The sequence below is a fragment of the Pseudoalteromonas sp. J2K-J979 genome (genome assembly GCF_058169715.2).
In genome coordinates this window covers 1,859,492-1,873,229 of sequence record NZ_CM200281.1, presented here as the reverse complement: position 1 = coordinate 1,873,229, position 13,738 = coordinate 1,859,492, and the positions used below count along the sequence as shown (strand labels likewise).

12 protein-coding genes are annotated in these 13,738 nt (G+C 40.2%); 8 read left to right on the top strand and 4 right to left on the bottom strand.

What is annotated here, in order from left to right; translation table 11 throughout:
- Positions 1 to 21 precede the first annotated feature (21 nt).
- Entirely contained in the window at positions 22 to 849 is an 828-nt protein-coding gene (locus AC3KVK_RS08605; RefSeq protein ID WP_490311943.1) for an SDR family oxidoreductase, read from the bottom strand.
- Positions 850 to 955: 106 nt separating this feature from the next.
- On the opposite strand from AC3KVK_RS08605, the gene AC3KVK_RS08600 reads away from it, so the two are divergent.
- The 7 genes from AC3KVK_RS08600 (at position 956) to AC3KVK_RS08570 (ending at position 8,368) form a co-directional block, all read left to right on the top strand.
- Complete coding sequence (locus AC3KVK_RS08600; RefSeq protein WP_490311944.1) at positions 956 to 1,669, top strand: substrate-binding periplasmic protein; 714 nt, start codon at positions 956 to 958, stop codon at positions 1,667 to 1,669.
- 14 nt (positions 1,670 to 1,683) lie between these two features.
- The gene (locus AC3KVK_RS08595) at positions 1,684 to 3,432 is read left to right on the top strand and encodes a M14 family metallopeptidase (protein ID WP_490311945.1); all 1,749 of its coding nucleotides are present in this window, start codon (positions 1,684 to 1,686) and stop codon (positions 3,430 to 3,432) included.
- 1 nt (position 3,433) lies between these two features.
- Complete coding sequence (locus AC3KVK_RS08590; RefSeq protein ID WP_490311946.1) at positions 3,434 to 4,078, top strand: MBL fold metallo-hydrolase; 645 nt, start codon at positions 3,434 to 3,436, stop codon at positions 4,076 to 4,078.
- Between the two features lie 76 nt (positions 4,079 to 4,154).
- Positions 4,155 to 4,613 (top strand): Lrp/AsnC family transcriptional regulator, encoded by a 459-nt coding sequence (locus tag AC3KVK_RS08585; RefSeq protein WP_086745093.1) that lies wholly within the window; start codon positions 4,155 to 4,157, stop codon positions 4,611 to 4,613.
- A 161-nt stretch (positions 4,614 to 4,774) separates the two neighbouring features.
- Entirely contained in the window at positions 4,775 to 6,331 is a 1,557-nt protein-coding gene (locus AC3KVK_RS08580; protein ID WP_490311947.1) for a SulP family inorganic anion transporter, read from the top strand.
- Positions 6,332 to 6,474: 143 nt separating this feature from the next.
- Entirely contained in the window at positions 6,475 to 7,551 is a 1,077-nt protein-coding gene (locus AC3KVK_RS08575; RefSeq protein ID WP_490311948.1) for a sensor histidine kinase, read from the top strand.
- The gene (locus AC3KVK_RS08570) at positions 7,544 to 8,368 is read left to right on the top strand and encodes a LytR/AlgR family response regulator transcription factor (protein ID WP_490311949.1); all 825 of its coding nucleotides are present in this window, start codon (positions 7,544 to 7,546) and stop codon (positions 8,366 to 8,368) included. Before AC3KVK_RS08575 ends, AC3KVK_RS08570 begins: the two co-directional genes overlap by 8 nt.
- On the opposite strand, the gene AC3KVK_RS08565 is transcribed toward AC3KVK_RS08570, so the two are convergent.
- On the bottom strand, positions 8,365 to 9,366 hold the full coding sequence (locus tag AC3KVK_RS08565; protein ID WP_490311950.1) for an ATP-dependent 6-phosphofructokinase: 1,002 nt from the start codon (positions 9,364 to 9,366) through the stop codon (positions 8,365 to 8,367). The two genes, AC3KVK_RS08570 and AC3KVK_RS08565, sit on opposite strands and share 4 nt — an antisense overlap.
- A gap of 97 nt (positions 9,367 to 9,463) precedes the next feature.
- Entirely contained in the window at positions 9,464 to 10,897 is a 1,434-nt protein-coding gene (pyk, locus tag AC3KVK_RS08560; RefSeq protein ID WP_490312046.1) for a pyruvate kinase, read from the bottom strand.
- 376 nt (positions 10,898 to 11,273) lie between these two features.
- Here pyk and gnd point away from each other — a divergent pair, with 376 nt between their 5' ends.
- Entirely contained in the window at positions 11,274 to 12,647 is a 1,374-nt protein-coding gene (gene gnd / locus AC3KVK_RS08555) for an NADP-dependent phosphogluconate dehydrogenase (RefSeq protein ID WP_490311951.1), read from the top strand.
- A 47-nt stretch (positions 12,648 to 12,694) separates the two neighbouring features.
- Here gnd and ansA read toward each other — a convergent pair whose 3' ends face one another.
- Positions 12,695 to 13,705 carry an asparaginase gene (gene ansA, locus AC3KVK_RS08550; protein WP_490311952.1) on the bottom strand — a complete coding sequence of 337 codons (1,011 nt, stop codon included), beginning with the start codon at positions 13,703 to 13,705 and terminating at the stop codon, positions 12,695 to 12,697.
- Positions 13,706 to 13,738: the final 33 nt, after the last annotated feature.

Sequence of the window (13,738 nt, the reverse complement as noted above, 5' to 3'; positions counted from 1 at the left end):
TTTTTTGTGGTCAAAATTTAATTATTTAGATTTACTTAGTAATTGATCAAGCATTTGAGTCGATAAAATACGTTTTAAATAACCAAAAAGGTAGGTCGGAAAAGTGACATAATAACGTGGCTTAGCTTTTTTACTTTCGAGGGCATGTTTAAGTGATTTAAATACGGCATCAGGACCAAGTGTGAAAGGCTGAGGTTTAGTTTGACTTTCTAATCGCTGTTGTTGAGCTAAGTAATTATGTCTATGAGCACTCGACTCTATTTTTATATTGTTGATAAAAGCCTTGAGGGCATTTGCTCTAAATTTTGACGCTATTGGACCGGGTTCTATTAAACTAACTTGGATACCAGAACCTTTAAGTTCGAGTCTGAGAGTATCGGTTAGCCCTTCTAATGCAAACTTACTGGCATTGTACGCACCTCGATAAGGTAAACATACCAGCCCAAGCACGGATGAGTTTTGTATAATTCGGCCATGGTGTTGTTTGCGCATTATTTTGATAACCTGACAAGTTAATTCATGCCAACCAAATAAATTCACTTCAAATTGTTGTCTTAATGCATGAGTTGGTAAATCTTCTACTGCGCCAGGTTGGCCAAATGCGCCATTGTTAAATAGCGCATCTAATTGACCGTTGGTAATACTAAGAGCGTCTTTTAATCCTTGCGTGATACTCTCAGTACAAGCTAAATCGAGCTGAACACAATGTAAGCCTAGAGACTTCAAACGGATAACATCTTCGAGTTGTCGACAACTAGCCACGACAAGATAACCTTGTTCATGGAGTTTCTGAGCGCAATAAAGGCCTATCCCCGAAGAGCAGCCAGTAATTAAAATTGATTGACTCATGTTTTAAAAATCATTGTTATTAAAGGTTTAGTTGAGCTTATCATAGTTTTTGTTACGCTATGAGATTATGCTAATGTGAATTTACCGATGCAAGAGGATAAATCCCATGCACAAAGTGCTTATAAGCTTGTCTTTATTAGTCATGATTTTTGGACTCAAAGCTGAAGAGCCTAAATCAATAATTTTAAGTGTTGATAATTACCCTCCGTATATCGATGGGAGACGTTATGATAAAGGCTCTCTCGGAAAAATCGTCAAAACGGTATTTGCACATCATCAACGACAAGTAAAGTTCGAGTTTATGAGCTGGCCAGAAACCCAGTATAAAATTGCCCAAGGTCAGGGTTTCACATTTATGTGGTATAAATCAGAAGACACTGAACTTGATTGGATTTATTCACAGCCCATCGATTATTTAGAGACTGATTTGGTATTTAAGCGGGATAAAGCGATTCAATTTGAGCGCTTAGATCAGTTGAGAAAATATAAAATTGGGTTGACTCGCGGCTATAGCTACGGCAAACAATTTGACGCCTATAAACAATTTTTATCAATTGTAGAATCACAATCTGATTACGAAGGGTTAAAAAGGTTTTTAGCAGGAGAAACAGATATCTTGCTTGTTGAGCCATTGGTCGCAAAAAATTTGCTCAATGACTGGTTCTTAGGCGAAATTAATCAACTTCAGTTTCAGCATGTCGATTATCTTTCGAGACAACCGATTTATTTAGTATGCAGCCAAAAGTATGCCGGCTGTGCACAGGGCATTTCACTTTTTAACCAGTCTTTACGACAGCTAAAAGCAGATAACAAATTATAAGAGAATAAACACCGATGCTTTCGATATTAGCTTTGTCAGCCGCATTAAGCGCGGATTTTCATTTACCACCCAATTTGCCTTGGCATGGCAAAAGTACCCAGTTAATGCAACCATCGCACACTTTAGCCACGGCGTTTGAATTATCTGAGGGGCAGGACAGCCCGAATTATGATTCTACAATGGCCTATTTAAAAAAACTGGCGATTGAATACCCAGATATTTTTAGCATCGAAACGATTGGGATCAGTGATCAGAATCGCGAAATCTTGATGTTGAAAGCTATCGATAAGAGTCCTGAGAATAAGCCCACATTGTTGATTCAAGCCGGTATCCACAGTGGTGAAATTGACGGTAAGGATGCGGGGTTTATGTTGTTACGAGATATTGCAACATCTTCGAAACGTGAATTATTAAAAAAAGTGAACATTTTATTTATTCCCATTCTAAATGTTGATGGTCACGAACGAAGCTCTACTTTTAATCGAATCAATCAACGAGGCCCAACACAGATGGGCTTTCGTACTAATTCAAAAAATTTGAACCTGAATCGAGACTTTACTAAACTGGACACGCCCGAAGTGTCGGCTTTAGTTAAAGCTGTTAATGATTACCAACCTGACTTATACATCGATGTACATGTGACAGATGGTGCAGATTATCAATATGATGTGACGTATGGTTATATGCCAACGTTTGCCAGTAATGCCCCTAAAATTTCACAGGTACTCGATGATTATTTGAAGCCTGATATTGATAACGCATTAGAGCGGATGGGACATATACCAGGGCCACTCGTATTTGTAATGAATAAACAAAATATTAAAGAGGGCTTAGCGGGCTGGGTTGCCACACCTCGTTTCTCAAATGGTTGGGGTGACTTACGCAATCTACCCACAATATTAGTAGAAAACCATTCCCTAAAACCTTACAAACAAAGGGTTTTAGGGACTTATGTTTTTCTTGAAGCATCTATAAACGCCTTAGCCAAACACCAACATGTACTTCAAAAGTCGGTCATACGAGAACAAATAGACTTACCAAGTCAGTTAGTCGGACGAAGAAATTACAGCCGAACAGCCGAGCATATTGATTTCAAAGGGATCAGTTTTAGTCACTTCGAAAGCCAATTAACAGGCCAAAAAGAGGTTAGATACCTGGGTAAAGCTGAATTGTTTGAGCAGTTACCAATTTTTTGGCAAAAAGAGCCAGCCGATATCTTTGATATACCTAAAAGCTTTTATATTCCACCGCAGTATAAAGAAATCGTCGCTAAATTAAAGATACAGGGGCTAAAGGTTTCACCCGTTTCTCATGCGGGGCAACAAACTTTGACTCAACTCGTAATTTCTAACTATCAATTTGATTCATTGCCCTTTGAAGGGCGGATGCGCGTCAACGCACATTTCGATCAGACGATTATAAACATGGGCCTCGATAACACGTGGTTTAGAGTGGACACAAACCAGCCTTTAGGGAAGTTAGCTGCACACTTACTCCATCCACAAGCTGTTGATTCCTTTTTTCAATGGGGCTTTTTTAATACCTTATTTCAGCGTACTGAGTATGTCGAAAATTATGCTCTTGTTCCTTATGCGACTAACATGCTCGCAGACAATACTGCGCTTGATAAAGTGTTTCAGAATAAATTAGCCACGGATGTAGATTTTGCCGCCTCGCCTGAAAAGCGTGCAGCCTGGTTATATCAGCACACCCCCTATTATGATCAGGGTTATTTAAAATACCCAGTCTTACTTGAGTTTTAATATGCTAAAAATTAACATTCAGCCAGTCACTGCTTTTGCACAAAATTGTAGCTTACTAATTTGTCCACAGACACGAGAAGCGGTCTTAGTTGATCCTGGTGGGGATCCTGAGGTTTTGATAAATCTAGTTAAAATTAATCAGTGTAATTTGAAGATTATCATTTTGACACATGGCCATTTAGATCATGTCGGGGCCGCTCGCACCCTTGCTGCTCATTTTAGTGTAAATATAATGGGGCCACATAAAGATGATAAATTTTGGTTTGATGCCTTACCACAACAAGCGCAAATGTTTGGCTTTTCACCTATCGACACATTTATGCCCGATAGTTGGCTAGTCCATGATGATGAAATAGTATTTGGTAAGCAACATTTATCTGTGCGCCATTGCCCGGGGCATACACCTGGGCATATTGTTTTAATTCATGAACCGAGTCATAGCGTTATAGTGGGCGATGTATTATTTAAAGGTTCAATTGGTCGCACCGACTTTCCTAAAGGCGATCAAATAGCGCTTATCAATTCGATTAAAACACAGCTTTTTTCCTTACCTGATGACTTTACTGTCTATCCAGGGCATGGACCTACGACTACGATTGGGAGGGAAAAACAAACTAACCCGTATGTCAGTGGACAATTTGGTTAATTTAAACAAAATAACAGACATATAGGTTTTTCACCTATATAATTTTACTAACTATTGATTAAATAAAGAATTAATAATGTCATTGAATCAAGTTGATCGCCAGATTTTGGCTTTGCTACAAAAAGATGCCAGTTTATCAACTGCAGAAATTGCTGATAAGGTGGGTCTGTCACAATCACCTTGTTGGCGACGTATCGCACGTCTCGAACAAGAAGGCTACATCACAAATAAAGTCGCATTATTGGACCCGAAACTACTCGGCTTTGATATGCTTGTATACGCCCATGTTCGATTGTCTAGTCATGGCAGAGCCCAGTTAGCGCAATTTGAAGAGCTCATCATGAGTTATGATGAGGTAACAGAGTGTTACAGTATGGCTGGCACAATGGACTTTATGTTACGGATTATCTCAAAAGGGATTGAAGGTTATGAGCATTTTGTACGAGACAAATTACTGAGCTTAGATTACGTGCAAGAAGTCCATTCAAACGTTACGATGACCTGCGTAAAACGTAGTACTGCGCTCCCGTTATAATTAAAAGCTATCTAAAAAATGACAGTACATGATGAAATTGCATCATGTACTGTCATTTTTGTTTTAAGCTTAAAACCAAGGGTTTAATTGTAGCTAAACTGTTTCTTTGCTAAAATTTGCAACCATTTTTTTAGAATAAACCAACAGGAACGGGATAATTAATGTTTAATTTGCTGAGTCGAGCACCTAAATCGGCCAAAAATGATGTACTTTCAGGTTTAACGGTCGCTTTAGCGCTGGTGCCTGAAGCTGTCGCATTTGCCTTTGTTGCACATGTTGATCCGTTAGTCGGTTTGTACGCGGCTTTTATTGTTGGTTTAATTACTGCTATTTTTGGTGGTCGTCCAGGTATGATATCGGGTGCTACTGGGGCTTTAGCGGTGGTAATGGTCAGCTTAGTGATCGATCACGGTGTAGAGTACCTATTTGCGACCGTTCTGTTGATGGGTTTTCTGCAAATTATGGCTGGCATTTTTAAACTCGGTAAATTCATTCGAATGGTCCCACACCCAGTTATGCTTGGCTTTGTCAACGGTCTTGCAATTGTAATCTTTCTGGCTCAGTTATCCCAGTTTAAAACGCCGGATGAAGGTGGTGTGATGCAGTGGATGCAAGGTGAGGCACTTTATATCATGCTCGGCCTTGTTGCATTAACGATGGCTATTATTCATTTTTTACCAAAACTGACCACTGCAATTCCATCTTCTCTGGCTGCAATCGTTGTTGTTACTGGTATTGTCATTGGTTTTGATCTAGAAGCGCGGACTGTCGTTGATTTCTTACGAGGTATGACTGGTGATGCGAGCGCGACACTGGCTGGCGGTTTACCGACTTTCCATATCCCGAATGTGCCGTTTAATCTTGAAACTTTACAAATTATTTTCCCATATGCATTAGTGTTAGCGGCGATTGGTCTAATTGAATCTCTATTAACGCTTACGCTAATTGATGAAATCACTGAAACTCGTGGTAATGGAAATAAAGAGTGTATTGGGCAAGGTGCTGCCAATGTAACTTGTGGTGTGTTTGGTGCGATGGGCGGCTGTGCGATGATCGGTCAATCGATGATTAATATTAATTCTGGTGGTCGTAGCCGTTTATCAGGTATTACTGCGGCTTTAATGTTACTGGTTTTTATTGTATTTACTTCTAGCCTGATTGAAATGATCCCTCTTGCGGCATTAGTTGGCGTGATGTTTATGGTTGTTCTAGGGACGTTTGAGTGGTCGAGCTTACGTATTATGAATAAAGTGCCTAAATCAGACGCATTTGTGATTGTATTGGTTTCAGGTGTGACAGTCGTAACTGATTTAGCTATTGCGGTATGTGTAGGTGTAATCGTGTCAGCTTTAGTGTTTGCTTGGCAACATGCAAAGCACATTTATACTTCTGCTTATATCGACTCAGAAGGTTCAAAAGTCTATGAGTTACATGGCCCATTATTTTTTGGCTCAGTGAAAAACTTCTTAGAGTTATTTGATATTAAGAATGATCCTAATGAGGTTATTATCGAGTTTAAACATAGTCGTGTTGCCGATCACAGTGCCATAGATGCGATTGATACCTTGGCAGAACGCTATACAAAAGCGGGTAAAAAGCTGCATTTAAGACACTTAAGTCAAGACTGTACGCAATTACTAGAAAAAGCATCGGACTTAGTTGAATACAATGTGATCGAAGATCCAACCTATAAAGTAGTGTCGGATAAACTCGGTTAATCAACTTTTTACTCGAATCAAAAAAGGCGCTAAGGCGCCTTTTTTGTTTGCGTTAAGGTGTAATAAAAGCAAGATGATTAACAGTGTTTTATTAACGGAACATTTTATAATGTTTAAAACATTCAACAAGATCGTCTTATATTTTGAATTGGCAACAACTAGTAGAAAACCGACATAAATTTTTCTGGGTCTTGCAGGTTGCAGGCTGGCTAGGATATGCGTTATTAAATTATATCGGTTCTAAAGTGTTTGAAATGCGTGATATTTATATATTTGTCATCATTTTAAATGCCTATGCAGGTTGTTTGATGACTATCCCATTACGATACCTTTACCGGCGTATTTGGAATGCCAAGCCGTTAGTCTTGTTAGGGGTGGTGTTTAGTGCGTCTTATGTCGTGGGTACACTTTGGTCGGTGGTACAAAAGTTTAACTTGTGGGAAATATATCGTCACGGTTACCGGCCTACGGAATGGTTTTATTATTTTCAGCAAGGACTTGATTCTGTCTATATTGTTTTGTGTTGGAGTGGTTTGTATTTTGGAGTCAAGTACTATCAGCTTCTTCAAAGTGAAAAACAAAAAGCGCTTAAAGCAAACACGATGGCCCATGAAGCACAGCTAAAAATGCTGCGTTATCAATTAAACCCTCATTTTCTATTTAATACACTTAATGCAATATCGACCCTGATTTTGGTCGAAGAAAATAAGAACGCCAATCAAATGGTTTCACGTTTAAGTGATTTTTTACGTTATACACTCAATACTGATCCGATCAGAAAAGTGCCTTTAGAACAAGAAATTCATGCATTAATGCTGTATCTTGAGATTGAGAAAGTGCGCTTTGAAGATCGGTTATCAGTTGAAGTAGATATTAGCGCACAAGCAAATAGAGCGTTAGTTCCAAGTTTGATTTTGCAGCCTTTAATTGAAAACTCAATAAAATATGCTATTGCTTCGCTTGAGACGGGCGGGCAAATACAAATAAACGCCCAAGTGTTTGCTAACGAGCTTTTACTAGAAGTCAGTGACAATGGCCCCGGGACTGATATTATCAGAGGTGAGCTTGCGAAATTATCAGGTGTAGGTTTAGCTAACACCAAAGACAGACTTAAAACGCTCTATGACAACAATTATTCCTTTGTACTCGCAGACAATGAGCCGCAAGGATTAAAAATTAACATTCGTGTTCCTTATGAAAGGGCAAAAAAGCATGACTAACATAAAAACGATTATTGTTGATGATGAACCTTTGGCTCGTAAAGGGCTGGCAGTAAGGTTGACAGATTATCCTGAATTAGACGTAATCGCATTATGTAAAAATGGTAAAGAGGCGATAGACGTCTGTAAAAGCCAAAAAGTGGATCTTATTTTTTTAGATATTCAAATGCCAGGTATGAATGGTTTTGAAGTGGTTAAAACGTTGCTTAATTTTGACATGATTCTCCCTGCTATCGTGTTTGTTACTGCGTTTGATCAATATGCTGTAAAGGCCTTCGACGTTCATGCATTGGATTACATACTAAAACCCGTTGATGAAAATCGATTAAAACAGGCGGTAGACAAAGTGCACTCTCACATTAAAACACAGCAAGACCAGGTTCATAAAAGAAAGTTAGCCAGTTTTGTAGCAGGGATCACAGGCAATGACTGTGAAGATATTTTAAAGAAACTTGCCACTGGTGCGAAACTTGACGATAAGCGTTATCCGGAATCGATAGCGGTTAAAGAGCAGGGCGAAATTATTCGTGTCCCTGCTGCAACCATTCAATGGGTTGATGCGGCAGGTGATTATATGTGTTTGCATTGTTCAGATGGTAAAACACATATATTACGTAAAACGATGAAAGAGCTGGAGCAAGAGCTTGATCCTAATTTGTTTGTTCGCGTGCACCGTAGTGCGATCGTTAATACCAAACAAATTACCAAGTTAGTCACCCAAGTGAGTGGCGAATATCAGTTGGTATTGGAAAATGGTCAAGAGCTCAAAGTCAGTCGTAGTTATCGTGACAAAGTGAAATCCGCGTTGGCGAGCTAGTCAGTTAAATCAAAATTAAATTGTTTCAACCGTTTTATTAGGGCTTGATTAGCTTTATTCTTCAAGCCCGTATTGGCTAATGGCACCTCTACGATTGTATTGTTTTCAGTGCCAACCATAATTCCTGATTTCCCATGTTTTAATGCATCAACAGCAGCAATACCTAGCTGAGTTGCTAAAACACGGTCCATCGCTACCGGTGCGCCACCGCGTTGCACGTAGCCCAAAATCGCACTTTTAGTGTCCACATCTGTGTATAATTTAATTTCTTCGGCGAGAGTGTGCGCACTGATAGAGAGCGCATTTTCTGCGATGACAATGACATAACTTTGTGTCTGTCGCCAAGTAACAGCATGTCTAATGGAAGCGTAAAGTTCAGATAAGAAAGTCGCCTCGTTATCAATAATTTCTTTACAAATTATTTGCTCTGCACCACAGGCAATTCCAGATTCCATCGCAATAAATCCGCAATCTCTGCCCATTACTTCAACAACAAAAATCCGCTCAAAGGCATCTGCGGTGTCTCGAATTTTATCAATGCAATTTAATGCCGTGTCAATCGCAGTCCAAAACCCGATTGTCTGATCAGTACCATTGATGTCGTTATCTATGGTGCCAGGGATCCCGATAATAGGCTTTGGCCAGTACTTATTAATCTGAGTTGCACCACGAAAACTGCCATCACCACCGATGACAATCAGTGCATCGATGGCTAACCGCTCGAGCTGCTCGGCGGCAAGACTCGGACCATTTGATTCTCGTAAAGCTTGGCATCGAGCTGTTTTTAATATTGTGCCTCCGCGTTGAATAATATTATCGACATCGCGGCAAGTAAGCACTCGGCTTGTTTGTGAAAAGAGCCCATTATAGCCCGCTTCAATTCCTATTACGTCCCAACCAGCATTGACACATTTCAGGGTGATTGCGCGAATGGCTGCATTCATACCGGGCGCATCTCCACCAGATGTTAGCAAGCCAATGCGTTTGAGTGTACTCATGTTGTGAAGATCCGAATTCGAAATAATTGAAATAGTAAAAAAAAGAGAATAAAAAAGCGAGCTAAGCTCGCTTTTTTATTCAAAATTATAGGTACGGTTATTTTACAGTAACAATTTTCAATGTATTCGTAGCACCGACCGTTTCCATCGAATCACCATGTGTTAGGATGACTTGATCGCCAACATTTAATGAACCTAGCTGTTTTAATGTGTTTAAAGCTTGAGTGACAGTGTCATCATGGCAATGGGTAGAATCAAAATACACAGGGTATACACCACGATATAAAGCCGTTTGACCAAGCGTTGAGGCATGTCGTGATAACGAATAAATGGGTAAGCCAGAGCTAATACGAGACATAAGCTTTGCAGTGTTACCAGATTCAGTTAAAGCCACAATGGCTTTTACGCTACTTAGGTGATTAGCCGCGTACATAGCAGATAACGCTAATGTCTCTGAAGTATCAGCAAACATGCTATCAAGACGATGTTTTGACACGTTAGTTTCTGGCTGTGATTCAGCGCCAACACACACACGTGCCATTGCCTTTACAGTCTCAACAGGGTAATCTCCTGCGGCCGTTTCAGCTGAAAGCATAACTGCATCAGTACCATCAATAACCGCGTTCGCTACGTCCATGACTTCAGCACGTGTTGGCATAGGGTTATCAATCATTGATTCCATCATTTGTGTGGCAGTAATTACCACGCGGTTTAACGAACGCGCACGACTAATAATCAATTTTTGTTTACCTACGAGTTCAGCATCGCCAATTTCGACGCCGAGATCACCACGAGCAACCATGACAGCATCGGATGCTAAAACGATATCGTCAATAGCTTCAACAGATGAAACCGCTTCAGCACGTTCAATTTTGGCTAATAACTGTGCGTTGCTACCCGCTTTTTCAGCAAGAGCGCGTACATGGCGCATATCATCACCACTACGAGGGAAAGAGACTGCAATATAGTCAACACCAATTTCAGAGGCGGTGATCAAATCTTCTTCGTCTTTAGCGGTAAAAGCAGGGGCCGTAAGACCGCCGCCCAAACGATTAATCCCTTTATTGTTTGATAACACGCCACCGATTGTGACGGTACAGATCACACGTTGACCTTCAACACGATCAACGGTTAATTGAATTAATCCATCATTAAGCAGCAATAAATCGCCACTGGTGACATCTTGCGGTAACTCTTTGTAATCAATCCCGACGGCATTGACATCACCTTCACCTTTGGCCATATCAGCATCTAGCACAAAAGTTGCGCCGACTTCTAAAACCACTTTACCTTCTTTGAAAGTTGATACGCGGATTTTAGGCCCCTGTAAATCTGCAAGGATAGCAACATGCTTTTTTAGTTTTTGTGCAATATCGCGAACCGCTTGCGCACGGTCTTTGTGATCTTGGGCAACACCATGAGAGAAATTTAAACGAACGACATTGACACCAGCTTCGATAATTTTTTCTAAGTTATTGTCTCTATCTGTTGCAGGTCCGAGTGTAGCGACGATTTTGGTACGTCTAGGCATCATGTTCTCCAGTTGATACGTTGCAAAATATGAAATCGATTCAACATTCACTTTAATTGATGAAAAATGAATACTTATCTAAAATTTATGATTTGATTATGACACCGGTGTCAGCCTCGGTCAATCGGAGAATCAATTGTCATTAAAATGTCATTTGAATAATGGCAGGGGCATAGAGTAAAACTGAGTGCTTTAATCAATTTTTAAACGAAAGTCACGGACAAATGTCATTAATAGACGAAATTTTTATTTTATTTTTAATCAGTCCATTGAAAGCTAGGTATAATGACCTATAATGCGCGCCTTTAGAGTATGCGTATTTATATTTTCTAGCCAAAGATAGTTTGGTTTACAACTGTGTCGATGAGGAGTTTACATGCAGGTCGCTTTAGTTGGTTTAGGTGTGATGGGTAAAAACCTAGCACTCAATTTAATCGAAAAAGGGATAACATTAGTTGCTTATGATAAAAACCCAGACGCGGGTGAAGATCTATTAAGTATTGCAAAATCAGAAGGCTTATCTGAAAGACTCCATATCGTATCCGATTTAGCCGACATGATTAAACGCCTTGATACACCTCGTTCAATTTTGTTATTAGTTCCTGCTGGTGAATTGGTTGAACGAGTTTGTGAAGAGCTAATAGAAGCAGGCGTTGAACCTGCAGACTTAATTGTCGATTGTGGCAACAGTAATTACAAAGATGGCATAGCACGAAAACTTAAATACCAGAATAAATTTGAGTTCGCTACTATGGGTATTTCTGGTGGTGCAGAAGGTGCTCGCCATGGCCCTGCAATGATGGCCAGCGGCTCTGAAGGTGGTTGGGAGCGTGTTGAACCTGCTTTAGAGAAAGTTGCAGCAAGCTTTCGAGGTGAATCATGCTTTGCTCGTGTCGGTCAGTCTGCCAGTGGTCATTTTGTGAAAATGGTGCATAACGGCATCGAATACGCATTGATGCAACTCATAGCAGAAACGTATCATTTACTTCGTTTAGGTGCTGGTAAAAGTCCACAAGAAATTGCTGCAATTTTTGATACGTGGTCTGAAACTTCACTTAATAGTTATCTCCTGTCTATTTCTAGCCATATCCTAAAACTCGAAAGCAGCAACAATGAGCCTTTAGTTGACTTGATTGATAACAAAGTTGGTGCGAAAGGAACGGGCCTGTGGACTGCACAGAATGCACTTGAACTGGGTATTGCTGTACCATCATTGGTTGCAGCCGTGCAGGCACGCCATTTAACCAACACGTATTCAACCCACGCAGCAAAAGAAATGACGTATAAACCACGTCAAACAACGGTTGCCAATTTAGATTTAGATGAATTAAAGCAAGCATTTCATTTTGCTAGCCTGTTGTGTTACCGCCAAGGCTTAGCCTTGATAAAAGGGGCATCACGTACACATCAGTGGAAAGTTGACCTATCTAAAACGCTGCAAACTTGGCGCGCAGGTTGTATTATTCGTGCCGATTACTTAGATCAAGTTGCAGAAGGTAACGAGTTTATTGATGGCCTAGATTCTGAAGTACAGGCACTGCGTAATATCTCGGGAATCGCATTATCTACTGGTTTAGCATTTCCTGTACTGGCAGCCAGCCAAACTTATTATGCAACGTTATCGACGCCCAGCAATGGACACTTAGTTCAAGCTCAACGAGATTATTTTGGAGAGCATGGTTTAGTCACCCACGCTGGTGAATTATGTCACTTAACTGATTTAGCCGAAATAGAGGCAAAAGTTCGCTAGTATAAAAAGGCCATGAATATCATGGCCTTTTTTTCGTTCTTTAAATATTAGCGCTCTAACTCACCCCGTAAATTATCTTGCATCAAATGTCTGATTGTTTCGACTTCTAATTGTTTACTGAATAAATAATGCAATTTTGTTAAACATGCCTCAAGCGTCATATCGTACCCTGAGATCACACCAACATTGAGTAATGCGTTACCAGTTGCGTAGCCGCCCATATTCACACTGCCTTTCAAACACTGGGTTAAATTAATGATAACGACTCCACGTTTCGCAGCGGCTTCTAATTCAGCTAATAAGCTGGGGGTTTGTGGCGCGTTTCCGACGCCAAAGCTCATGATAATGAGTGCTTTAACGGGATCATTTAGCATGCTGCGAACAATCTCAGTATTAATGCCTGGGTATAAATAAAGCACGCTAATAGGTTGGGGGGTAATTTCACTGACTTCAAGTTGACTCTCGATAAATGGGCTTAGGCTTCCATTGATCAATTCAATATTAATCCCAGAAAGCGCTAAGGGTTCAAAATTGGGCGAACCGAATGCGTTAAACCCATCAGAATGTACTTTGGTGGCTCGATTACCGCGAAATAGCTGGTTGTTAAAAAATAAGCTGACTTCAGCAATGGGATAATTAGCAGCTAAAAACATCGCGTTTAATAAATTTACTTGCCCATCCGAACGCAGTTGAGACAATGGAATTTGTGAGCCGGTCACAATCACTGGTTTAGTTAAATTCTCAAACATAAAAGACAGTGCTGAAGCTGTGTAAGCCATGGTGTCAGTACCATGCAAAACAACAAAGCCATCATAGTCTTGGTACTTGGCTTTAATGTCATCTGCAATAAGTTGCCAATGAGCAGGAGACATATCTGAAGAATCTATCAGTGGGCTGTATTCATGGATATCGAAATAGGGCATTTCATCTCGATTGAATTCGGCATTATTTTCGACCGTTTGGGTGAGGTAGCCTTCGGCAGGAATATAGCCTTGTGCTGATTTTTTCATCCCGATTGTGCCGCCGGTGTAGGCGATGTAAATTCGTTTCTTTTTCATAATACTAGCCCAGTTAAATAACTGGGCTAGTAT